Annotated in this window: 20 protein-coding genes and 1 pseudogene; 6 read left to right on the top strand and 15 right to left on the bottom strand. The window is 46.2% G+C overall.

Going from position 1 to position 22,506, the window contains the following annotated elements:
- The first annotated feature begins 44 nt into the window (after positions 1-44).
- On the top strand, positions 45-2,012 hold the full coding sequence (locus tag ACSW3C_RS11095; protein WP_238080632.1) for a TRAP transporter permease: 1,968 nt from the start codon (positions 45-47) through the stop codon (positions 2,010-2,012).
- An 84-nt stretch (positions 2,013-2,096) separates the two neighbouring features.
- Here ACSW3C_RS11095 and ACSW3C_RS11090 read toward each other — a convergent pair whose 3' ends face one another.
- A complete protein-coding gene (locus tag ACSW3C_RS11090) occupies positions 2,097-3,680 on the bottom strand; it encodes a SulP family inorganic anion transporter (RefSeq protein ID WP_486562658.1) in 1,584 nt (527 codons plus the stop codon).
- Positions 3,681-3,888: 208 nt separating this feature from the next.
- Here ACSW3C_RS11090 and ACSW3C_RS11085 point away from each other — a divergent pair, with 208 nt between their 5' ends.
- Positions 3,889-4,626, top strand: coding sequence for an SDR family NAD(P)-dependent oxidoreductase (locus ACSW3C_RS11085; protein ID WP_486562657.1), 738 nt, complete (start codon positions 3,889-3,891; stop codon positions 4,624-4,626).
- Positions 4,627-4,666: 40 nt separating this feature from the next.
- On the opposite strand, the gene ACSW3C_RS11080 is transcribed toward ACSW3C_RS11085, so the two are convergent.
- The 5 genes from ACSW3C_RS11080 to ACSW3C_RS11060 all read right to left on the bottom strand — a co-directional run bounded on the left by ACSW3C_RS11080 (position 4,667) and on the right by ACSW3C_RS11060 (position 9,124).
- On the bottom strand, positions 4,667-6,319 hold the full coding sequence (locus ACSW3C_RS11080) for an ABC transporter ATP-binding protein (RefSeq protein ID WP_486562655.1): 1,653 nt from the start codon (positions 6,317-6,319) through the stop codon (positions 4,667-4,669).
- The gene (locus ACSW3C_RS11075; RefSeq protein WP_486562654.1) at positions 6,316-7,089 is read right to left on the bottom strand and encodes an energy-coupling factor transporter transmembrane component T family protein; all 774 of its coding nucleotides are present in this window, start codon (positions 7,087-7,089) and stop codon (positions 6,316-6,318) included. The genes ACSW3C_RS11080 and ACSW3C_RS11075 overlap by 4 nt, the downstream gene beginning before the upstream one ends.
- A 16-nt stretch (positions 7,090-7,105) precedes the next feature.
- Positions 7,106-7,708 carry an ECF transporter S component gene (locus ACSW3C_RS11070; RefSeq protein ID WP_486562653.1) on the bottom strand — a complete coding sequence of 201 codons (603 nt, stop codon included), beginning with the start codon at positions 7,706-7,708 and terminating at the stop codon, positions 7,106-7,108.
- Between the two features lie 196 nt (positions 7,709-7,904).
- Positions 7,905-8,708, bottom strand: coding sequence for a C40 family peptidase (locus ACSW3C_RS11065; protein ID WP_486562652.1), 804 nt, complete (start codon positions 8,706-8,708; stop codon positions 7,905-7,907).
- A gap of 68 nt (positions 8,709-8,776) precedes the next feature.
- The gene (locus tag ACSW3C_RS11060; RefSeq protein ID WP_486562651.1) at positions 8,777-9,124 is read right to left on the bottom strand and encodes an SCP2 sterol-binding domain-containing protein; all 348 of its coding nucleotides are present in this window, start codon (positions 9,122-9,124) and stop codon (positions 8,777-8,779) included.
- Between the two features lie 243 nt (positions 9,125-9,367).
- Between ACSW3C_RS11060 and ACSW3C_RS11055 the strand changes: the two are divergent.
- Positions 9,368-11,262 (top strand): annotated as a pseudogene (locus ACSW3C_RS11055) (putative bifunctional diguanylate cyclase/phosphodiesterase).
- A 93-nt stretch (positions 11,263-11,355) separates the two neighbouring features.
- Here the strand turns inward: ACSW3C_RS11055 and ACSW3C_RS11050 are convergent.
- The 3 genes from ACSW3C_RS11050 to ACSW3C_RS11040 are packed head-to-tail and all read right to left on the bottom strand — an operon-like array spanning position 11,356 to position 13,679.
- Positions 11,356-13,011, bottom strand: a complete 1,656-nt coding sequence (locus ACSW3C_RS11050) for a b(o/a)3-type cytochrome-c oxidase subunit 1 (protein ID WP_486562649.1) — start codon at positions 13,009-13,011, stop codon at positions 11,356-11,358.
- Entirely contained in the window at positions 13,008-13,511 is a 504-nt protein-coding gene (locus ACSW3C_RS11045) for a cytochrome c oxidase subunit II (protein ID WP_486562648.1), read from the bottom strand. Before ACSW3C_RS11045 ends, ACSW3C_RS11050 begins: the two co-directional genes overlap by 4 nt.
- A gap of 24 nt (positions 13,512-13,535) precedes the next feature.
- Positions 13,536-13,679: a cytochrome c oxidase subunit 2A gene (locus ACSW3C_RS11040; protein ID WP_486562647.1), complete on the bottom strand. Its 144-nt coding sequence runs from the start codon at positions 13,677-13,679 to the stop codon at positions 13,536-13,538.
- 308 nt (positions 13,680-13,987) lie between these two features.
- Here ACSW3C_RS11040 and ACSW3C_RS11035 point away from each other — a divergent pair, with 308 nt between their 5' ends.
- Both ACSW3C_RS11035 and ACSW3C_RS11030 read left to right on the top strand, forming a co-directional pair.
- Entirely contained in the window at positions 13,988-14,689 is a 702-nt protein-coding gene (locus ACSW3C_RS11035) for a glucosamine-6-phosphate deaminase (RefSeq protein WP_486562646.1), read from the top strand.
- A 200-nt stretch (positions 14,690-14,889) separates the two neighbouring features.
- Positions 14,890-15,384, top strand: a complete 495-nt coding sequence (locus ACSW3C_RS11030) for a C40 family peptidase (protein ID WP_486562645.1) — start codon at positions 14,890-14,892, stop codon at positions 15,382-15,384.
- Between the two features lie 29 nt (positions 15,385-15,413).
- Here ACSW3C_RS11030 and ACSW3C_RS11025 read toward each other — a convergent pair whose 3' ends face one another.
- From ACSW3C_RS11025 to secA2, 5 genes are all read right to left on the bottom strand, one after another.
- The gene (locus ACSW3C_RS11025; RefSeq protein WP_486562643.1) at positions 15,414-15,734 is read right to left on the bottom strand and encodes a hypothetical protein; all 321 of its coding nucleotides are present in this window, start codon (positions 15,732-15,734) and stop codon (positions 15,414-15,416) included.
- A 124-nt stretch (positions 15,735-15,858) separates the two neighbouring features.
- Positions 15,859-16,086 carry a hypothetical protein gene (locus ACSW3C_RS11020; RefSeq protein ID WP_486562642.1) on the bottom strand — a complete coding sequence of 76 codons (228 nt, stop codon included), beginning with the start codon at positions 16,084-16,086 and terminating at the stop codon, positions 15,859-15,861.
- A 128-nt stretch (positions 16,087-16,214) separates the two neighbouring features.
- Positions 16,215-16,427 (bottom strand): hypothetical protein, encoded by a 213-nt coding sequence (locus tag ACSW3C_RS11015; RefSeq protein ID WP_486562641.1) that lies wholly within the window; start codon positions 16,425-16,427, stop codon positions 16,215-16,217.
- A gap of 113 nt (positions 16,428-16,540) precedes the next feature.
- The gene (locus ACSW3C_RS11010; RefSeq protein WP_238082957.1) at positions 16,541-17,434 is read right to left on the bottom strand and encodes an accessory Sec system S-layer assembly protein; all 894 of its coding nucleotides are present in this window, start codon (positions 17,432-17,434) and stop codon (positions 16,541-16,543) included.
- A complete protein-coding gene (gene secA2 / locus ACSW3C_RS11005; RefSeq protein ID WP_486562640.1) occupies positions 17,431-19,797 on the bottom strand; it encodes an accessory Sec system translocase SecA2 in 2,367 nt (788 codons plus the stop codon). The genes ACSW3C_RS11010 and secA2 overlap by 4 nt, the downstream gene beginning before the upstream one ends.
- Before the next feature lie 237 nt (positions 19,798-20,034).
- Between secA2 and ACSW3C_RS11000 the strand changes: the two genes are divergently transcribed.
- A complete protein-coding gene (locus ACSW3C_RS11000; RefSeq protein WP_238082961.1) occupies positions 20,035-21,090 on the top strand; it encodes a glycosyltransferase family 4 protein in 1,056 nt (351 codons plus the stop codon).
- Positions 21,091-21,279: 189 nt separating this feature from the next.
- Here ACSW3C_RS11000 and ACSW3C_RS10995 read toward each other — a convergent pair whose 3' ends face one another.
- Positions 21,280-22,332 carry an LCP family protein gene (locus ACSW3C_RS10995; RefSeq protein ID WP_486562639.1) on the bottom strand — a complete coding sequence of 351 codons (1,053 nt, stop codon included), beginning with the start codon at positions 22,330-22,332 and terminating at the stop codon, positions 21,280-21,282.
- Between the last annotated feature and the right edge of the window lie 174 nt (positions 22,333-22,506).

Genomic DNA, 22,506 nt, shown 5'->3' with positions numbered 1-22,506 from the left:
GGGAAGTGGATGGGAGACAATTTAAGTAGCAAGGAGGAAAGGAAATGAAAGAGAAAAAGGTGGTCGATGCACAGGAAATCCTTGAAAAATTTGATAAGGAAAATCAGTATCGCATCAATATCGGCAGATGGGCATGGGTCGTCACGTTTTTAGGCGTCGCCTTGACAATTTTTCATCTCTATACCGGCCTGACAAGCGTCCTGCCATCACAGCAGCAAGGGGCCATCCATTTGGGAACTGCACTCGGTATCGTCTTCTTGCTATATCCGGCGAAAAAAGAGTGGAGAAAGACGCAGAAGGGCGTTCCGTGGTATGATGTCGTGCTTGCTTTCACGGCGATGTATGTGGCATATCATAAAATTATTTTTTTCGATTCCATCCTGCAAAGCCGGGTGTCCGGTTATAGTGCTCTTGATATTACTATCTCAATTCTTGGCATCCTATTAGTCTTGGAAGCGACAAGAAGGACAGTAGGCTTGCCGATTGTCATCGTTGCACTAGTTGCCATTAGCTATGCCATTTTGGGCAACCATATACCGACGAAGATCCTGTCCCATCCTGGATTCGCAGTAGATCGGACGATGACGAACCTCTGGTACCGGGAAAGCGGGGTATTCGGAACACCGCTGCAAATATCAGCAAAATTCATTTTCCTGTTCCTCTTTTTCGGTGTGCTTCTCGTCAACACGCCGATTGGTCAGTTTTTCAATAACTTGGCATTTTCTCTGACGGGACGGTTTACCGGCGGAACAGCAAAGGCAGCGGTTGTGGCCAGTGCACTGCAAGGGACCGTTTCCGGCAGTTCTGTCGGCAATACGGTGGCGACCGGTTCATTCACCATTCCGATGATGAAAAGGGCTGGATTTAAACCGGAGTTTGCTGCAGCAACGGAAGCTTCTGCCTCGACCGGAGGACAGATTATGCCTCCGATGATGGGTGCGGCAGCGTTTATCATGATGGAATATTTAGGAGTCAGCTATGCCCAGATCATGCTGGCAGCGGTCATTCCCGCCATCCTCTATTTCACTGGAATTTTTATCGGGACCCATTTCGAGGCGAAACGGCTTAATATACTCGGTCTGCCAAAATCAGAGCTTCCGGTGTTTAAGAAAATTTTTGTGCGGGATGGCTATATGATCATTCCATTGCTCGTGATAATTGTTACCATCATGTCGGGCTTTACCCCTCAGCGAGCAGCACTTTTCGGGATCGCTTCCGCGTTTGTCATCTGGATTTTCAACGCATTGGTTCGAAAGGAATCGGAATTCAGTTTTAATAAAATCATTTACGTGCTGGAGCAAGGGGGCAGGGTTGCCCTGCCGGTAATCGCTGCTGTTGCGACTGCAGGCATTATAGCGGGCGTTGTCAGTATGACAGGGCTTGGAGCGAAATTCGCTGCAGGCATTATTGCTCTCTCTAACGGATACCTCATTCTCGCTCTTTTCTTTACAATGATTGCATGTATCATTCTCGGGATGGGACTGCCGACCACGGCAAACTATGTCGTAACGGCGACAATCGCAGCACCTGCTTTGATCAATGAATTTGGCATTGCTCCGATTGCTGCGCATATGTTCGTCTTCTATTTCGGCATTGTGGCGGATATCACACCGCCTGTTTGTCTCGCTGCGTATGCCGGCGCGGGCATTGCCAAGGCGAACCCGTTCAAGACGGGAATGACAGCCGTCAAACTGGCAATTGCGGCGTTTATCATCCCGTACATCTTCATCTACAATCCCATTTTTGTATTTGTAGATATTACGCCATTTAAATTGATTACAGGCTTGATCACTGCTTTGATCGGCATGGTCGGAGTCAGCAGCGCGGTTATCGGATTTTTTATTCGCAACTCGCGGCTGTGGGAACGAATTGTGCTGTTTGGAGCGGGGCTCATGTTGATCCTGCCTGAATTTTATACAAGTCTCGCAGGAATCGTATTGATTACTCTTATCTGGGTAATTCAAAAGAAACGACCGGAAGAAGAAGCGAGACGAAAAATGGCTACGGTGTAAGCCGAAAAGTAACAGGTGGCAGAAACGATTCGGTTTCCGCCACCTGTTTTCAATGGAGTAACTCGATCTCTCCCAAAGTTATCATTACATGAAAAAATTCTCTTTTCCGATCTTATTGTAAAGCCCGCTTCGTTTGAAAAGGGCTGTTTTTTCTTTAGGCAATCGTTTGATCTTAATCTGAATGCCTTTTCGCTCTGCTTCATCCAGCATGGCAAAAAGTGCTGCTTCGCCTGTTGCATCAATCATGGCGAGGTGTTCTAAATCGAGGATTAAGACACTTTCTTCCTCAAGCAACATTTTCGGGTAGCCTTCTTCAAAACGTTTCGCTGTCCCAAAAAATAAAGGGCCGTCTACTGCAAATTTAAGGACTGTCTTTTTGCCCACGTCAAATTTGTGTTTTTCTACGTCCGAAAGTTTTTGCGGAACGATCGCCAGCTTTCCGCTCATTTTTTTCAGGAATGAAAGGGCTGCAAGCAAAATACCGATTTGAACAGCTACTGTCAAATTGATGAAAACGGTAAGCAGGAACGTCGTCAGCAATACGATGGAGTCGCTTGAGCGCAAAGACAAAATATGAACAAATGCATGACGGGCACTCATATTCCAAGCGACATACATGAGGATCGGCGCCATGGCAGCTAAAGGGATAAAGGAAGCGTACGGTGCAAATACTACCAAGAAGCCTAGAACAAACGCACTCTGCACCATCCCGGAAACAGGGCTGACGGCGCCTGACCGGATGTTCGTCGCCGTTCTGGCAATGGCTCCCGTAGCCGGTATGCCTCCAAATAGAGGTGTGATCAGATTGGCGATCCCTTGACCGAATAATTCCTTTTTCGAATTATGTTTCTCGCCATTTTTCATCCCGTCTGCCACGACAGCGGATAACAATGACTCAATGGCTCCTAGTGCCGCGATAATCAAAGCAGGCTGCCACAAAGTAACAAGTTTGGATAGCGTAATATGAGGCAAATGAAAACTGGGCAATGTTCTTGGAATTCCCCCGAATGCCGATCCGATCGTTTCCACTTTTCCTGGATAGAAAAGAAAAGAGACGATTGTCGGTATTAGCAGAGCGACCAGTAACAACGGAGTGCGCGGCGCTATTTTAGGCAATAGTAAAATGACGGCGAGGCCAATTAAAGCCGTTACAATACTGTAGCCGTTGATGGTATGGATTTGATTGATGAGTCCTGCCATGTTCTCATGAAAAAACTCATGATTGGAAAGGCCGGTCAATCCTAGGAAGTTGCCCAGCTGCCCAGTGAAAATGATCACTGCGATCCCTGTCGTAAAACCGATTGTAACAGACCGGGGGACGAAGTGGATCAGCTGGCTGACGCCGAGAAAACTCATGAGGAGGAGAAACACACCTGCCATCATTCCGGCAATCAGCAGATCCTCATAGCCGTATTGAAGGACAATTGCGAGCAATATGGGAATAAACGCCCCGGTCGGACCAGCAATCTGAAAACGGCTACCGCCGAATAGCGCGACCAGGAAACCGGCAATGATCGTCGTGTATAACCCATATTCCGGCTTGACGCCTGAAGCAATTGCAAAAGCCATCCCGAGTGGAATGGCTACGATACCTACAGTGATCCCGGCAATCAAATCTTTTCGGAATCCAGCAGCATTATAAGAAATAAAACGGTTATCCTTGAACATGATTGTTCACTTCTTCCACTTTATTTTTTTGAACATTGTTTCACTTTTATCATACCTCGCCATTAGAAAAGTGGCAAGATACTTGGAAAAAACATAGGTCTTACTACTCTGAAAAGTGAATTAGCCATTGGGAGTTTGTTTGATTGCTATTGAACAAAAAAAGGATTATTATTTAGATGTTAAAATAAATTAATGAGGAGCGGTACTCATGGAAAGATTCCAAGATAAAGTAGTATTTGTAACAGGCGGAGCATCCGGCATGGGCGAAATGATGGTACGTCTATTCGCAGCAGAAGGAGCAAAAGTGGTTGCCGCTGATATTAACGAAGAGGCGCTCAGCCAAAAATGGGGCGGCCATGACAACGTTTCAACAGTACGCTTGAACGTCACTTCTGATGAAGAATGGGCTGCAGCAATGAAAACAGTGAAAGATCAATTTGGCAAATTGGATATCCTAGTGAATAATGCAGGTATTTCCACTGAAAAACCAATGGATGCGATCACAATTGAAGATTGGCGGAGACTTTCCGATATTAATGGATTTGGTACGTTCCTTGGCTTGAAACATGCGCTTGCGAATATGAAAGACGCGAAAAAAGGATCGATTGTCAACATCTCTTCTTATACAGCAATGATCGGTATGGGACTTAACCCATATTCCGCTTCTAAAGGCTCTGTACGCGCTATTTCACGTGCGGCAGCAGCTGAATATGGCCAGCATGGCATCCGTGTAAACACAGTATTCCCAGGTGTTATCGAAACACCGATGGTTAAAGACTTGGAATCCTCTAAAGCGGTTCTTGACATGCTCATCAAAGCAACACCGCTTCAACGTCTCGGACAACCGGAAGATGTTGCGAAAGCAGTACTCTTCCTTGCTTCTGACGATGCAGCCTACATCTCAGGTGCTGAACTCGTCATCGACGGCGGCTACTCCGCTAGATAATGAAGAAAGAATCCGCCCTTCTGCAGAGGGGCGGATGTTTTTATGATGTGCGAGATGCAAACTCCCGCTTTTGCTGTATCGCTCGTACAATCTGATACCGGTGAGGAAGTTCAATCTGAGCCTGCTGAACAATGTCATGTTGAGAAAAAGCGTCTTTCGTTGAGCCGTCGAATAAGACTTTGCCCTGTCCCATGACAATCGTTCGTCCAAATACTTCTGCTACGAAATCCATATCATGCAAAATGCAGATCACCAATTTGCCTTTCGAATGAAGGTCCGAAATAATCTTCTTTAACCGTAATTTCCCTTCGTAATCCTGTCCCATAGTCGGTTCATCAAAAATAATAATGTCTGGATCCATTGCGAGAATGGAGGCCACGCCGATCAATTTCCGCTCGGCCAAACTGACGTCATACGGATTTTCCTCTGTCTTCTCTGCCAAGCCGACAGCTTCTAGCTGCTGCAAGGCCAAGGATTTCGCTTCTGCTTTGGCGATCCCCATATTGAGCGGCCCGAACATCACTTCATCAAGAACACTTCGTTTGAAAATCTGATCATCTGGATTCTGGAAAATGAGCCCGACTTTTTTTGCAAGTTTGGCTGCAGTCGTCTCTTTCGTATCTGTTTCATCAATGACAATTCGTCCATCCGAAGGCACCAACAACGCCTTGATCAGTTTGACGAGCGTCGTTTTCCCAGCTCCATTTTGTCCGACAATGGCAATCGGCTCGCTGGAAAGACCGATTGTTATTGAGTCGAGCACTTTTTGTTCATCTGGATATGAAAACGATAGCTCCTCTATTTGAATGTTGGATGTCTCAAGTTTTTCCTGAACAGGGAAGAGTCCGTCCAAAGGTTCATCCACTCCAAAAGCGAGCAACTCCTCTAACGTGACAGGGAAGCAAAGGGAGCTTTCTTCACGAAGTCCGTGTTTCTTGGCGACCATCGTATAAATCGGCGGCTCAACGCCCATTTCCATCAGTTCCTCCCGAGAGAATACAGATGCCGGCTCTCCATCTTGAATTAACTTCCCCTCATGCAATAATAAAATCCGATCTGAATAAGCGGCCAGCTTCTCCATCTTCTGTTCCGCCATTACGATTGTCATGCCGTCTCGGGTCAGCTTTTCCACGACGCTAAAGACTTCTTCTGCGCCCTGCGGGTCAAGCTGACTTGTCGGTTCATCGAGGACAAGAATTTCGGGCTGCATGGCAATGACACTGGCGATCGCAAGCCGCTGCATTTGGCCGCCCGAAAGATCAAACGGATTTTTCTGCCGGAGATGTTCAATTCCGAGCATATGAAGACTATCTTGGATTCTCTCATGCATCACTTCACGAGGAAGGCCCAAATTTTCAAGGCCGAATGCAATTTCATCTGCCACTGTAAATTTCGCTCCGCTTAATTGGGAGAACGGATTCTCAAACACGAATCCCACTTTTGACGTGATGTTACTTAGTGGAGAGGCAAGGATTTCATCGCCATCAACTAAGACACGGCCCCCGTACGCTCCTTTAAAAAAATGGGGGACCAGTCCGCATAAGGCGTAGCATAATGTTGTTTTGCCAGCTGTATTTCTGCCCGCAATGCCGATGAATTCACCTTTGTCGACAGTGAATGAGATTTCATCCAATGCGAGCACGGAGCGGTTTGGATATCGATATTTCAATTGTTCTACTTGAAGAAGGCTCATGACCAGACCCTCCAGACGATGACAGTTAGTAAGATAGCCGCAAGCGATGCCTTCGCTGCAACCCCGTATGGGTACAGAGGCAGTTCATGCAGCCTTGTTCGTTTTCCTGTCGAATTAAAACCCCGTACTTCAAGAGCGATGGATCTTTCCCGCGTTTCGGCAAGCGAACGAAGCACGACGGGGCCAAGCAGCGGAATGAACGATTTAACCCGAACCCACAGGCTGCCCTCCATCTCCAGTCCACGTGCCCGTTGTGCATCCATAATTTTACCCGTCAGCGCCATCATCTGAGGGATGATCTGCAAGACAGACAATAGGACATAGCCGAATCGGGGAGACAGCCCTTTTTGCACCAATGCTTCCACTAATTCATCCGGTTTTGTCGTTAATATGAGCACGCCAAATGCACAGACCATATTGAGGACACGCAGCAAAATTAAAAAGGCGATGGAAAATCCTTCTTTATACAAAGTGAAAGGTCCGATTTCCCACAGCACTGTCGCCCGATCAGGATGAAAGAATCCTTGGACAATGAGGATAGAGGCGAGCAGTACAAAGCTGACACCAATGATTGGCAGAATGGAACGAAAAACTTTTCCGGCAACTAGCAATAGAATGCTCACCCCAAGTACTAGTGACACCAATAGATGCGTAGGCAGCATGTAAGAAATAGCGACAGAAGTGAATACATAAAACATCTTAGTTAACGGATCCATTCGATGGACTGGCGATCCATTTTCCGGATGGACGTATAAAGTCATGTTTCGCATGCTCGCACCTCCGAACTCAGAGCCGTTCAATTTCCTGTTTCGTATCGTACATGGTCAGCACTTTTTCAGGTAAGTTCCTGAAGATCAAAAAGCTGATCAATACGGTTACCATTTTATCCGGTACATCTACGACCACACTATCCGCAAAAGACGCGAGCAAGAGCGGATTTCCCTGAGCCGTCATCCAAGCAAAGAGCGCATCGCCCCATACATTGCCTGTTGTCCCTTCCCAAAAGGAAATGTTGAGCGGAGTCGAAACGGTAGCCGCGATAAGTCCGACAACAAAGCCGAGGACCAGCGCCTTTCCGATATTCGAAATCCACCCTTTATACGCCATTATTCCTGTCACAAGACCGATCACTGCCGAGGTGATCGCATAAACAAACGATACGGGCGATGTGGTGAAACCGTATATTACATTGTTCACAATCCCGACGAGCGCACCGATGATTGGACCAGCGAGCATGCTGGACAGGACGGTGCCGATGGAGTCCACCCATAGCGGGAGCTTCAGTAGCTCCACAAATAATTTTCCGATGTAATTAATGCCGACTGCCGCTGGAATCAACACGAGTGCCGCTGTCGAAAATCGGAATGACCATAACCCAGTACGAACCATTCTCATGTACCCCTTTTCATGCAATTATTATCGAAGAGCCTTCAGGCTGCAGACGATCGTTTTCTAAGTGTCATGACACATGACTATACTAATCTATTTTTCGGCAAGAGGGAAGCCCTTTTCGACTACTACTGGAGAATATGACACGAAAGATAAGAAAAAGACCAAGGGAGAGGTTCATCCCTTGGTCTTAAAATTATTTCATCAATTGATTGAAACGCTTATAGCCGGCAAATTTGTCCTTCCAATAAGCAGAATTTATTGAAGCCACTTCGACTTTTTTAGTTCCAGCGTGAATGAAATTGCCGTCTCCTAAATAGATTCCTGCATGCGAGATGCCTTCACGGTATGTATTTTGGAAGAAAACGAGATCGCCTGGAACCGGCTCATCCACTGCCGTGGCATTGGCATGCATGCCGACTGTATCGAGACGCGGCAAATCCAGTCCAGCAGTACGGAACACATAATAAATGAAACCGCTGCAGTCAAAGCCTTCCGGTGTGACGCCCGCCCACACATATGGCGTATCAAGCAAAGGAAGAGATACTTCCGTTGCAGCCGCCAAAATGGATTGCGAAGAAGCACCCGGCGCATGCGGCTTGTCCACTTGAGAAGGTGGCGCTGGAGCAGGAGCCGGCGTTGCTGGTGGTGTTGGCGCTGGTGCTGGTGCTGGTGCTTTAAACTGATGAGTCGATGATGTTTGTTTGCTTACTATCAGGCTGTCTGCGGTTGCCGTTTTACTTGTCTGTGCGACGGCAGGTGGTTTAATGCTTGCCGCCTTTTTCGTCACAACAAGCTTTTGATCAATCTTTATACTTTCAGACTTCATGTTATTTAAGGTTTTCAGTTCTTCGACGGAAATCTTGTGGCTAGAAGCGATTTTCCATAATGTATCGCCTTTTTTTACAACGTACGTATCAGATGTGGCGTGTGCCTGTCCTGCTGTGAGTGCGGTCGCTAATGCAGCGGTGGCGAGAAGCGACAAAACCTTTGCTTTCATCCGAATCCTCCGTTCGCTATGTCTATGATTCTATTGTAATGTGAATCATTCGACAAAACAATACAGAGTTAAAAAGAATACTGTTTTAATAAGGTCTCAAGCTTTAAAGCGAGACCCATATTTCCCTTAACCTTCAATTTCCCCATCATGAAGGCCGCCGTCGAATTTAAATTGCCAGCTAGAAGCTTTTTAAAGTCTTTTGTACTCATCGATAGGGAGCAATCAACCTCGCCCGGATCTTCCATTACGACCACGACTTTGCCGTCGTTCAGCTTCAGCCCGAACGACCCTCCATCTTCTCCGCTCAAGTGAAAAGCATACGACACCTTCAATGTTCGGATCGGTTCAGGCTGTCCGTTCAATGTTGAATCGATCGCGTCCCAAATCTCTTTCATCTCCATTGTTTCCACGTTCATAGTCATCCCATCCCTTTTTCATAATGAATGCTCATTCATTTTATCATATCGCTTACAAGTCTACTAGAGGTACCCATTTTGCCGATAGAAAATCTAAGAAAAGTGGCAATCTATAAATCTTGACAAAGTTATGAAGTTCCTCTATACGAGTTCCTATATTTGTTAGTCGTTCATTGCAAATCAGCTTTACCATACCGATATTACCAGTAGGACTGTCGAATTATTGAAAGGGGGTAAAAAGGGATGATGGAACAGCCATATGAAGATTGGGTCGCGACTTTCAACGAGTTGCGGCGGCAGCAGCAGTTTATCTTTTCACATGCAAAAGAATTAAAATTGACCCACCAGTCTTTGCGGGACATTTTAATGGAATTATGCAAGGGGATTGCTGAAATTATGAAATGTGAACGGGTGAGCATTTGGCTGTATGATGAACACCATAATCGACTTGTTGCGCAGAATTCATTTGACAGCAGTAATTCACATCATTATTCCGGACAAGAGTTGAAACGATCGGACTTTCCGGCGTATTTCAAAGCGATTGAATCAGAACGGGTGTTGGCTGTTGACGATATTCTTACTGATCCATCCATGGAAGAATTAAAGCTTTGGTACTTTGAACAAACGGAACCGGTTGCCGGCCTAATTGATGCGACCATTATTTTGAGCAGGGGACTTGGAGGGGTGCTTTGTTGTGAAACGAGGAAGAAACGAACGTGGACCTCGCTTGATAAAATCCTGATCGCTGCCATCGCGGATATGGTGTCATTTATCTTCGATCGGCTTCACCGGATTGATATGGAGAAGCATGTACATACATTGGCTTATACTGATATGCTCACAGGACTTCACAACCGCCATTCGTTTGATGAGGTGGTGACGGAGCAATTGCAAAACCAGCGGCACGGGCAACGCGGGATGTTCATCTATTTGGTGATCGACCAATACACAGAGGTCCAGAGTGCTTTGGGACATGATTGTGCCGCCCAGTTGCTGCGGATGATCGGGGAGCGGGTCAGGAAACTGTTTCCGGCTCCTGCCATAACAGCGCGATTTGCCTTTGATCACTTTCTCATTTATTCCCCATTTGAAGGAAAAGTGGATCCTGAAATGCTCTTCAGGCGAATGGAACTTGTGACGAATGAGTTAAGAAGACCGTTGTTCCTCTCTGGTCAGGAAGTATATTTGACGTTCAGTTACGGGATTTCTCTCTACCCGGATCATGCAGAGTGTCCGCTGCTAGGCGTACAACATGCCTATTTGGCCTTGGAAACAGCAAGACAGGAAACAAAGAGAAAGGCGTCGGGCCTATACGAACCACATATGCAAGAACATGTGAAACAGGCAATGTTCTCTGAAATGAATTTGCGAAAAGGGCTGGATGCCAATGAATTCAAGTTATTCTATCAGCCGCAAGTCGACTTGGATGGCGTCGTGCAGGGAGTGGAGGCATTAATTCGCTGGGACCATCCGCAGCGGGGACTTGTAGCTCCAGATGGCTTCATTGAGCTGGCTGAATCGACAGGCTTAATCATTCCAATGGGGGAATGGGTCATCAGGCAATGAGGCAGCTGTCAGAATGGAGCCGTATGGGGTACGGTCACCTGACGATTTCCGTCAACATTTCCCCACGGCATTTCCTGCACCCGAACTTTCCATTTTATTTGAGAAAATGCATGGATGATTTTGGAGTGGGATCAGGACAGATAATTTTAGAAATAACTGAGAATGTGGCATTGGAAAATCACGTAGCTGTACAAAAAAGAATGGAGATCATAAATGAAATGGGGGTCATTGTTTCCATCGATGATTTTGGTAAAGGCTATTCCGCTTTTATTTACCTGCAACGCTTTCCCGTGCAGCAAATCAAGATTGACCGCCAGTTCATCAGCGGGCTGGGAAACGATCTGAAAAGCTGCTCCATCGTTAAAACAATCGTTCATTTGGCTAACATGCTCGGCTTGGATACGATAGCGGAAGGAATTGAAACAGCGGCTCAGTGGGAGATTGTGCGGGAAATAGAGTGCACGGGAGCACAAGGCTTCTACTTTGGCAAACCAGCGCCAGTAGAGGAGTTCGATCAACTGCTTGCAACTTCGGAAACCGGAGTTATATTGCCTCACGTCTCCTTATCGTAAGAATATAAAGTTGGAAACGGATTCTCCGCTTCCGACTTTTTGTATGCATAAAAAAGGTCCGATCTCTTGTTGGAAGAGATCGGATCTTTGTCTTTAATACCTGCCGATTGGCCAATCAAATGGCACAGAACCAGGAGGGGAATGTTTCAGTATATCGAAGACCGGGATGGTATAGGCGAATAAAATGAGCGCAATCGTAATACCGATCCAAAGATACCAGTTTTCAAGCAATTTTGGTGTAGGCTCTGCATCGACTTCTTCCTCTGCGATCGGGAATTCTTCCACGCCGCGAGGTGCGAAGAAAGCAAGCTGAATGAAAATGTACACCATGAGTACAATACCAATGAAAAGGATAGTTCCACCAACTGCTTGCGCAATCTGGTAGCCGATCCACGACTGAACTTGTTCACCACCTGCATAGGTTGAGAAATTCGAGCGGCGTGGCCCCCCTAACAGACCTTCAATATGCATCGCTGTTGACATGATCGTCATGCCGACTGTCCAAATAATCGATTGAATGATGCCGAGTTTATTCAATCTTGGTGTCAAACGGCGTCCTGTCAAATGTGGCACGAGCCAATACGCAATTCCAAAATAAGTTAGGATAACGGTAGTGGCGACAGTCAAATGGAAGTGCCCTGTTACCCAGATCGTATTGTGGATTAAAGAGTTCATTTGGTGGGATGCGTTGACAATCCCGCCAGCACCACCTGGAATGAACGCGATCATACCGATGAATGGTGCAAGAAAACGAACATCTTTCCAAGGCAAATGCTTGAACCAGCCGAACAACCCTTTATGGCCCTGGCGGCGGCCAGTTGTTTCAAATGTCGCGAAAATCGAGAAAGCTGTCATCAAAGTAGGGATGACGACCATGAATGTTAAGACAACTTGAATGAATTTCCATGTTGGATCAATACCTGGTTCTGTCAACTGGTGATGGAAACCAACTGGTATTGAGAACATTAACAAAAGAATGAAAGACATGCGTGCAAGGGAGTCACTGAACAATTTTCCGCCAATAATTTTCGGGATGATTGCGTACCATGCCATGTATGCAGGAAGCAACCAGAAATAGACGAGCGGGTGACCGAAATACCAGAATAATGTACGGCTGAGCAAGACGTTGATCGTTTCCGCGTAGCCGAGTGACCATGGAATAAATTGAATCAATACGGAAGCTGCAACACCTAATGTTGCGATGAACCACATCGCCATATTAATGACGACCATGAAAGCGAGCAATGGAGATTTCTGCCCTTTATTCGCTTTCTTCCAAACATACAGCTGGTGGAAGTTAGTGAACACGGCAACCCAGCTGCCGACGATGACGAGAGCCAATCCGATATAGAACGCAGGATGAGCACGGAGTGGTGCGTAGAATGTATAAAGAACATTCGCCTCGCCGACTAGAATAGTGACCGCTGCCATAACAGTTCCAACGAGCATCAGCCAGAAGGACCACCAGCCAGCTTTGCGCTGCTTATCGGAAATGCCAACTGTTTTTCCCATTAAAGCAAATTGGAATCCGATGATAAAGAATGTAGTTAATACAAGACCAAGTATGACACCGTGAACCGTTAGAATCGTATAGTAGTTAATATTGAATGGCAATGTGAATTTTCCGGAGCGCGCGAGTGTTTGTAAAAGACCCATCAACCCTCCGACGAGCAATGAAGCAAACGTCACATACATGAACGACATGTAAAGACGCGCATCCTTCTTAGCAATTTTCAACGGGTTCATCATTCATACACCTCCACAGTGGCAAACATCTGATGGTGGGCAATTCCGCAATATTCATTACAGACGACTGTAAACTCACCGACGTTCTTCATTTCTGTCTCTAAACGGCTCACATGGCCGGGTTCCACCATCATATTGACATTCGTGCCTGCAACTTGGAAGCCATGTACGACGTCCTTACTTGTAATCTGGAATAAAACCGTAGAACCTTTTGGCACTCTGATCTTCTTGACGGGCTTGCCGTCCGCGTCCGTGCCGAAATCGTAATTGAAAGCGGAAGCGACAATATTGACGATATATTTGCCATCGGCCACTTCTCGGAGACCGAGATTTTCGGGCTTGAATGAATCATGCGCCTCGACATTTTCCGGGTCGATGGTTTCAATATGGCTTTGAGGATGGGTGCCTTTCCAGAAGGCGGCAAAACCTAAAATGACGAGAAAGAGTGCTAACGATCCCATCCCAAAGATGAGCCATACTTTTTCAAATTTATGCAAATGCATTGGATTCCCTCCTGACGGGTAAGACTATCGTGATAAGAATAAGTAGTAACATCCGAACCATGTTGCCAAAATAAAAACGCCGAGCAGCATGACAGCAATCAAGGTTCCCTTCAAATTGATGGATGGGTTATGCTGCGGCTCCATTTGCTGCTTTGTTGACTTAGCCATATGTTCACCTCCCGATCGGGAATTTCTTTTGTTACTTTTATCTTAATCACGACGGAAAAAATGAGAATTAGGGAATTCCCTATGATTGGTTGAATCGGAACTTTGTTCACACTTTGTTCAAAGGGACTTCAATAATTCGACATAGTTGTTTTGTACGGAGGCAAATAGTCACGTTTCAACGAGGCGGAAAAGGGAAAATAAAATTGGGCGGGCTTCGTAAATTGAGGCAATTCGTCAATTGACCAAGTCCAACGTGGAAATTAAAATGGAAGAGCACAGAAAAATCTATAGGAAAGTCGGTTGATAGAATGAGTAACATCAAATGGCTCCAAGTGGAGAACCCCGAGCAAGGGGCAGAGCAAGTTTATCAGATCGTGAAACAAGAACTGGAACACAATCGGCTTCATGTCCTCGGATTAGCAACAGGAAGCACCATGATCCCCGTGTATAAGAGATGGACGGAATCCGAACTGGATTTTTCGGATGTCAAAACGTTCAACCTTGATGAATATGTCGGATTGGAAGCAGCCAGCCCGAACAGCTACGCTTATTTCATGAACGATAATTTATTTAATAAAAAGAAATTCAAAGAAACAAATATTCCTGATGGAATGGCTTCAGACCTAGAAGAAGAATGCAAACGCTATGAAGATGCGCTGCAACAAAGCGGACTGGATATCCAGCTCCTCGGTGTCGGTGAAAACGGGCATATCGCATTCAACGAGCCGGGCACAGGGGCTGATTCTGTCACGCATGTGGCGCAACTCACAGAATCCACACTGGGCGTCAATAGCCAGTACTTCGAAAATGATGAAAAAATACCGGAAACTGCTTTGACGATGGGGATTTCCTCCATTATGAGTGCGAAAAAATTGCTCCTTCTTGCATTCGGCGAGAAGAAGCGCGCCGCCTTAGAAAAATTGAAAGATGGCGAAGTGACAGCCGAATGGCCAATTACGTATTTGCATAACCATGATAATGTTACAATTATTACAGACTTGAAACTTTAAAATAATACGAAAAGACCGCCTCCGTTCTTAGGATGGCGGTCTTTTTGCTGTGCCGACTATTTCAGTACGATGTCATCCTGCCGAAATCGCAATGTTTTTGTCATGGGCTTGTTACAGAACTGTAATGTTTACAGGACTAAAAGCATGTTACAGTAGTTTCAGATGATTTATTCAGATAAATATAAATTTTGGGGGACAATATGAGAATACAAGCAAGCATGCAAAAGTTCTTTGCGATTTCTGCAATGGCACTACTCTTATTTGTTACGCCTTTCATAGATCAAGCTGAAGCGTCATCTTCAAAATCAGCTGCCATTTTAGAAACGGCTACTAGTTTGAAAGGCATTAAATATTCATACGGCGGCACGACAACAGCAGGTTTTGATTGCTCTGGATATGTAAGCTATGTTTTTAAACAACACGGAATCAGCCTGGCAAGAACAACTTCCGGCATGTATAGCTCAGGAAGCTCTGTCGACAAGGATGAATTGCGTGAAGGGGATCTCGTCTTTTTCAATACGACGGGCAAAGGCGTTTCACATGTCGGCATCTACATCGGCGACGGTAATTTTGCCCACGCCTCCACATCCAAAGGCGTACGCGTTGATGCACTAAACGACCCACACTACTGGGGCAAGCGTTACATCGGAGCGAAACGCGTTTCCGAAGTACATGACGTTGCTTCCGCTAGATAATTATATTGATAACACAACAGCAGCACCCATCATTGGGGGCTGCTGTTTTTTGCGTTTGGAGTGAGGGGAGAGGAAGGCGTATTTTGGGAACCGCTCGTATCTGTTAGCGAAGTGCTCGTATAAACCTGTGACCTCTCGTAATTGTTTGCGAAGCGCTCGTATATCTCTGTCACCACTCGTATAAGTTTGCGAAGCGCTCGTATAATCCTGTAACCACTCGTATAAGTTTGCGAAGCGCTCGTATATCTCTGTGATCGCTCGTATCGTTTGCGAAGTACTCGTATATCTCTGTGACCGCTCGTATCCTCTACCGAACCGCTCGTAAAATTGCTCGAGAAGAATAAGCTCAACGATCAGATCATTTTTCTTGATTGGTCAAAGGCATTCAGCGCGACCTGGTGCAGGGAAAGACCTGTAAATTTCCCGCGTTTAGATTAAACGGTCGAACCGTATCCGCCGCCGAACTTCGTATCTTCAATCAACCGCTCGTATCCGCTGTCGAACCACTCGTATAATTTTGTGACCGCTCGTATCCGCTGTCGAACCACTCGTATAATTTTGTGACCGCTCGTATCCGCTGTCGAACCACTCGTATAATTTTGTGACCGCTCGTATCCGCCGCCGAACCACTCGTATATTCCCAGGACCGCTCGTATCCTCTCCCGAACCGCTCGTAAAATTGCTCGAGAAGAATAAGCTCAACGATCAGATCATTTTTCTTGATTGGTCAAAGGCATTCAGCGCGACCTGGTGCAGGGAAAGACATGTAAATTTCCCGCGTTTAGATTAAACGGTCGAACCGTATCCGCCGCCGAACCTGGTATCTTCAATCAACCGCTCGTATCCGCTGTCGAACCACTCGTATAATCTTGTGACCGCTCGTATCTGCTTTCGAACCACTCGTATAATTTTGTGACCGCTCGTATCCGCTGTCGAACCACTCGTATAATTTTGTGACCACTCGTATCCGCCGCCGAACCACTCGTATATTCCCAGGACCGCTCGTATCCTCTCCCGAACCGCTCGTATAATCTTGTGATCACTCGTATCCCACCTTGCTTAATCCTCAAACTGCACACAAATCTTCATTAGCAAGCCTCCATCTCAATAAAAAACCACACCAATCGCATTTTCGATTGGTGTGGTGGGTTGTGTCTTATTGAGGTACCCGGATTGTCCAACGGGAGAAGTCAGGTTCTTCTTTCAAAACCATTTCTTTCGGGTAGATGAACGTCCATGGTTTGGATGTGTTGGCTTTGACGGAAAGTGGTCCGAGGTTGAAGGAACCGCGGGCGACGATTTCGCCAGTTGCATCGACGAGTTCAAGCGGAAGTTTTTCAATGTTGATTTGCTTGGAATGGCCGTTGCGGATGAAGATGGAAGCAGCGATGCTGCCGTCTTCTTGAATCTTTACTTGGAATCCGGCGAAGTTGACTTCGCGCGGCTTTAGTTTTGGCATGTTTTCGACGACTTTCGCCAACGCGTCTTTTTGTTCTTGAGCCAGGCCGTCTTCCCATGCTTGTTCCAATTCCAATTTATGTGGAACCATAGATTGGACGTTGAAAGCGAGCTTCCAGTTTTCAGCCGGTGGTGCGTCTGCGAAAATATTGTCTTTCGTGAAGACGAATACCCACGGACGGGCGCTGCGTCCAGGAATGTCTCCAAGTTCGTTCAAGTCAAATTCCTGGGATGCGAGTGTTTTTCCTTCAGCGTCGAGCAGCATGAGCTCAACGGAGCCGACTGTGATCGTTTGATCGAGTGACGAGCGGAAAAACGATTTGACGAGCCAGCTGCCGTTAGCCGGTTCCACGTCGATATCGATCCCAGATAGGGAAATTTGGTTCGGCTTCAGTGGTTCTAATTCATTCGCAAGGAAACGGAATACATATTCTTGCTCCTGTGAAAGCGTCCATTGCGGATGCAGGGAGAGTGCTGTCTCCACTGCATCTGTGCCTTCGGAACGGGCAGCGCCTTCTAAAATCTCGTTGGAGTCGATCGTGCTATCGGAACCTGTTTTGTCGGTTTTCTTGAATAATGATAAGAGTTTCATAGTGATTGGGCCTCCTGTTGTTGTGAAATGAGCTTCATAAAGCCGATAACTTCGGATGCGATGTTCCGGCGCAACTTCTGGTAATGCTTAGCAAATAGCTGTAAGCCTTCCCGCTGGTAAATACGCATCGGATCTTCCTGGCCGTATGAACGCAAGCCGATCCCTTCCTTTAGACGGGACATGACGTCCAAATGCTTCACCCACATGGAATCGATGTGGCCGAGCATCACTTGAGGGATGATTTCGTTGACCTGTTCGTTCTCTGCAAATGAATCCAGATAGTTAAATAGCTGTTCTACCGGTGCTTCATAAGCTTTTAAAATATCCGAAACACGTTCATAGGAACGGTTCAATGTGACCGGCTCAAGCAGAAGTCCATTCATCGTGCGTTCAATCCGCTCAAAATCCCAGACATCCGGTGTTTCGTTTTCCGGGCAGCTGTCGTAAATGACGAATTCAATCGCTTCCGACATCATCTTCTTCAATTGATCGAACAAATCGGTTCTCTCTAGAACTTTGTCGCGGAGTGAATACAAGACGCCGCGCTGGTCGTTGATGACATCATCGAGCTTCAAGTTATATTCACGCATAGAGAAGTGTGCACCTTCAACGATCCGCTGCGTGCGCTCCGTCAATTCATTCACTTCAGGGTTCTGGACAAGGCCTTCCTCATCGGTTTTAACCTTCTTGAGGAATTTCTCTAAATCATCTTTCGCGAAGCGTTTGAACATATCGTCTTCTAACGAAAGGAAGAATTGGCTTTCCCCACGGTCGCCTTGCCGTCCGGAACGTCCGCGCAATTGATTGTCGACACGACGGCTCTCATGCTTTTCCGTACCGAGAACGAATAATCCGCCGAGTTCTTGCACTCCTTCGCCGAGCATAATGTCGGTACCGCGTCCAGCCATATTTGTCGCCACTGTAATGTGCCCCGGCTGGCCTGCCTGGGAAATCAAATCGACTTCCTGCTCAACACTTTTCGCATTCAATAGATGGTAGTCCAGTTTATATTTATCCAAGTACTCGGCAACCTTCTCCGATTGTAGAATGGAAGTCGTTCCGACAAGGACGGGTTGTCCAGTCTGATTGCGCTTTGCAACTTCCTTGGCTACCGCTTCATATTTTTGTTCAATTGTTTCATAGACTTTATCCGGGGAATCAATGCGGGCACGCGGACGGTTTGTCGGGATCTGGATGACTTCCATGTTATAAACTTCACGGAATTCCTTCTCCTGTGTTTTCGCCGTTCCTGTCATCCCGCTGAGATTTGGGTACATCCGGAAATAGTTCTGGATCGTGATTTGTGCCTGGGCCTTGTTTTCATCGGTGATCGGCAAGCCTTCTTTCGCCTCGATCGCCTGGTGGAGACCGTCGGAAAGGGTTCTGCCTTCCATGATGCGGCCAGTGAACATATCGACCAGTTCCACCTTATCTTCCTTCACAATATAATCAACATCGCGTTTGAAGATGACGTGGGCACGAACTGCCTGAATCATATAATGGTAGAGAGTCTGATGTTCCAAATCATATAGATTGTCGATGCCAAATGCTTTTTCTACTTTCTCAATGCCAGTCTCTGTTAGAGAAGTCGCTTTCGTTTCATCGTCGAAATCAAAATCGACGCCTTTTTTAAAGCGTTTGGCGAGCATTGCAGCGATATGATGCAAATCAGGATCGGCCTGCATTTTTCCTGCCACAATTAACGGCGTTTTCGCTTCATCGATCAGTACGCTGTCGACTTCATCAATGATAGCGAAATGGTAGGGGCGCTGCACTTTTTGTGAAACGTGCTGCACCATATTATCCCGGAGATAGTCGAATCCGAACTCCGTTCCGACACCGTATGTAATATCGGCTTCGTATGCATTCTTCTTGGCAGGTCCTTGCATCATCGGCACATTCAGACCGACAGTGAGACCGAGGAAACGGTGAATTTGGCCGATTTGCTCGAAATCCCGCCGTGCCAAGTAATCGTTTACTGTAATGACATGAACGCCTTTGCCTTCAAGTGCACGCACATAGGAGGGAAGTGACGCGACCAGCGTTTTACCTTCTCCTGTTGGCATCTCTGCGATATTCCCCTCAGTGAGGACCATGCCGCCGATGAGCTGCACGTCGAAATGGCGCATGCCTAAAACCCGTTTGGAGGCTTCACGCACAACCGCGAAAGCGTCAGGGGTAATGGCTTGAATTGTTTCGCCCGCTTCTAAGCGGCTTTTGAAAACTTCTGTCATATGTGCCAGTTCTTCATCTGTCAATGTAACATATTTGGATTCTAAATTATTTATATCCTGGACAACTTTCCGATACTTCTTCAGTTGCCTTTCGCTCGTTTGATTTGAACGTTTGAATAGTGATAGCATAAAATGAACGCTCCTTTATAATGCTCCTTCTACAAGGATACGGTTCTATTTTATCAAACAATAAGTTAAAAGACTACTGGAAGCAGATAATTGTATAATTATAGAAAGGCGTTAGGAGTTATTTGGCGAGAAAGGGGGTATACTAGTTTCAAGTTAGCAACTTTGGATGATTTCCGGAACCAACCGTGTTATAATACTGTTGGCTAAGTAAATTATTGTTTCTTGGGGAGGAAAGACATGCTATTCCTTGCTATGGCCGCTGCGTTTGTAGCTTCTATCATACTAACTCCACTTGTTATTAAATTCGCGTTCAGGATTGGAGCGGTTGACCGGCCAAACTACCGGAAGGTCCATGCGCAGATCATGCCTCGTATTGGCGGACTTGCCATTTTCGGAGCGTTCATGATCGGTTACCTTATTCTGCGACCGGAAGATCCGGATGCGACGTATAATACGGCGGGCATCATTGTCGGTGCATTCCTGATTATCGCAACTGGCTTTTTGGATGACATGTTGGAAATTACCGCGAAAGCGAAATTGGTAGGACAGCTGGCAGCAGCACTTGTTGTTGTGATGTGGGGCGGATTGCAAATTGATTTTGTAAACCTGCCATTCTTTGGACAATTAGACTTTGGGTATTTCAGTATTCCCATTACGATCATTTGGATTATCGGCATCACGAATGCCATTAACTTAATTGACGGCCTTGATGGTTTGGCTGCTGGTGTTTCCACCATCGCGCTCATTTCCATTACAGTCATGGCAGTCATCATGGGAGATGTCTACGTTATTGCGACCGCGTCATTGCTTGCGGCCAGCTCACTAGGCTTCCTCTTCTTCAACTTCCATCCCGCGAAAATATTCATGGGAGACACGGGAGCTCTGTTCCTGGGCTATATGATTTCCGTCCTGGCGATGCTAGGATTCAAAAACGTAACAGTTGTATCATTAATCATTCCAATCATTATGCTCGGTGTTCCGATTTCGGATACATTCTTTGCGATCGTCAGAAGGATCCGCATGAAACAGTCAATTACGGCTGCGGATAAATCGCATTTGCACCATTGTTTACTGCGTGCAGGATTCTCTCATCGCCAAACGGTTCTGATCATCTATGGACTAGCTATTCTTTTCGGTGTCGCTGCAGTGTTGTTCTCGCAAGCGACCGTATGGGGAGCCATTGTGCTCATCGCAGTCATGTTGATCGCGATCGAATTGTTTGTTGAAATTATCGGGCTGGCCGGAACGAATTATCGTCCTTTGTTGAACCTGGTCCGTATGATAGGAAAATAACAGTAAAAACTCCGGCAATGGGCCTTCCTTCAGGAAAACCCGTTTCCGGAGTTTTTACGTTGTCCGATTTGTTGATGTGAAATCAAACAGGCAGTCGCCCTCTATTCTATAGAAGGCAGCTGTTGAAACGTGAACGTCAAAATTCTGTAAAGAAAAGCTGCCGCTCCAATAGGAGGGCAGCTTTTTGTATCATTCTGATACGTCGCTTTCATCGGCAGTACCGATTACATTGGTATCGTTATTCGTTAACTTTGATGAATCAGGAATCAAACCGAGATGGGACTTCAATATTTGTTGGATCGTATGCAAATCTCCATCGTCCAGCTTATAGTAATAGGTGCCGGTAGACCAGTCATCATAACCTTTCAATGTCAGTGACTCGACATCAGGCATTCCGCCTTTTGCGTATTCCATGAAGGAAGTCATTTCACTGTAGGTCATGTTTGTTTTCATATTGTCACCAACCGCTTCGATGACATCGCCGTATTTCGTAACCGATTTAAGTGATGCCGCTTCTTTCAGGATGGCTTGGATGATCATTTGCTGGCGTTTCCCGCGCTCGATATCGCTGTCCGCTTTTCTAGTACGGGCAAGCGCAAGAGCGTGACGGCCATCCAAATGCTGCATTCCTTTTTTCAGCTGAATTGAATTTTTATCAAATTCATCTTTCTCAACACGGTCATATGGTACTTCCACATCGATGCCGCCTAGTGCATCCACTACTTCAATAAAGGCATTAAAGTTCATTTTGACATAATAATCGATCGGGATGTCCAGCATTTCTTCTACTGTTTCAATCGCTGCATGCGTGCCGCCATAAGCGTGGGCATGGGTGATTTTATCCTTATAATCGACCTTTGGGATATATACATAGGAGTCACGCGGAATGCTGAGCAGCTTCACTGATTTCTCTTTCGGGTTGAAAGTGGCAACAAGCAATGCATCGGAACGGCTGTTATCATCGCCTTGCCCCCGCGTTTCACTATCATCGACACCGATAAGCATAATGGAAACATTATCGCTCGCCGGTTCGACTTTCGCTTCGGCACGGATTTCTGATTTCGGTGTCTCTGGAATCGCTTCGTATGCTCCTTCAATGGCTTTTTGCGCTTTCTGCTGCAATGTTAATGCATAGGCAGTAACCATGAGAAGGGATGAAAAGGTCACAAGCAATGCGACTTTAATGGCCAAACGCTTTTTTGACGTCTTTTTTTTCATCTTCTTAAAATCTTTTCTTTTCATTATGTGCCTCCAAAAATCGGCCATAGAACGTTCGTGACAGAAAATGCCGGCACAAGATACGGTTCCTGGCAATTCTAGTCAACTGTCGAGGTGCCTGCGGCAGATTATTTGTTCAGTATGTGCATCTATCAATTATGACGCCCCCCGGCCCATAAAGTTCTCTCTCTATTCAAA

Source organism: Sporosarcina sp. AD_1, assembly GCF_057373025.1.
The sequence above is the reverse complement of the archived record's forward strand: the minus strand, read 5'-3'. Positions and strand labels throughout refer to the sequence as shown.

Bases quoted from the DNA above. Each gene is read 5' to 3' on its own strand.
- ACSW3C_RS11000 (WP_238082961.1), top strand. From the start codon at position 20,035: ATGCTATTCCTTGCTATGGCCGCTGCGTTTGTAGCTTCTATCATACTA.
- ACSW3C_RS11090 (WP_486562658.1), bottom strand. From the start codon at position 3,680: ATGTTCAAGGATAACCGTTTTATTTCTTATAATGCTGCTGGATTCCGA.
- ACSW3C_RS11040 (WP_486562647.1), bottom strand. From the start codon at position 13,679: ATGGCTAAGTCAACAAAGCAGCAAATGGAGCCGCAGCATAACCCATCC.
- ACSW3C_RS11045 (WP_486562648.1), bottom strand. From the start codon at position 13,511: ATGCATTTGCATAAATTTGAAAAAGTATGGCTCATCTTTGGGATGGGA.
- ACSW3C_RS11060 (WP_486562651.1), bottom strand. From the start codon at position 9,124: ATGAACGTGGAAACAATGGAGATGAAAGAGATTTGGGACGCGATCGAT.
- ACSW3C_RS11010 (WP_238082957.1), bottom strand. From the start codon at position 17,434: ATGAAACTCTTATCATTATTCAAGAAAACCGACAAAACAGGTTCCGAT.
- secA2 (WP_486562640.1), bottom strand. From the start codon at position 19,797: ATGCTATCACTATTCAAACGTTCAAATCAAACGAGCGAAAGGCAACTG.
- ACSW3C_RS11050 (WP_486562649.1), bottom strand. From the start codon at position 13,011: ATGATGAACCCGTTGAAAATTGCTAAGAAGGATGCGCGTCTTTACATG.
- ACSW3C_RS11065 (WP_486562652.1), bottom strand. From the start codon at position 8,708: ATGAAAGCAAAGGTTTTGTCGCTTCTCGCCACCGCTGCATTAGCGACC.
- ACSW3C_RS11030 (WP_486562645.1), top strand. From the start codon at position 14,890: ATGAGAATACAAGCAAGCATGCAAAAGTTCTTTGCGATTTCTGCAATG.
- ACSW3C_RS11070 (WP_486562653.1), bottom strand. From the start codon at position 7,708: ATGGTTCGTACTGGGTTATGGTCATTCCGATTTTCGACAGCGGCACTC.
- ACSW3C_RS11075 (WP_486562654.1), bottom strand. From the start codon at position 7,089: ATGCGAAACATGACTTTATACGTCCATCCGGAAAATGGATCGCCAGTC.
- ACSW3C_RS11080 (WP_486562655.1), bottom strand. From the start codon at position 6,319: ATGAGCCTTCTTCAAGTAGAACAATTGAAATATCGATATCCAAACCGC.
- ACSW3C_RS11095 (WP_238080632.1), top strand. From the start codon at position 45: ATGAAAGAGAAAAAGGTGGTCGATGCACAGGAAATCCTTGAAAAATTT.
- ACSW3C_RS10995 (WP_486562639.1), bottom strand. From the start codon at position 22,332: ATGAAAAGAAAAGATTTTAAGAAGATGAAAAAAAAGACGTCAAAAAAG.
- ACSW3C_RS11085 (WP_486562657.1), top strand. From the start codon at position 3,889: ATGGAAAGATTCCAAGATAAAGTAGTATTTGTAACAGGCGGAGCATCC.
- ACSW3C_RS11035 (WP_486562646.1), top strand. From the start codon at position 13,988: ATGAGTAACATCAAATGGCTCCAAGTGGAGAACCCCGAGCAAGGGGCA.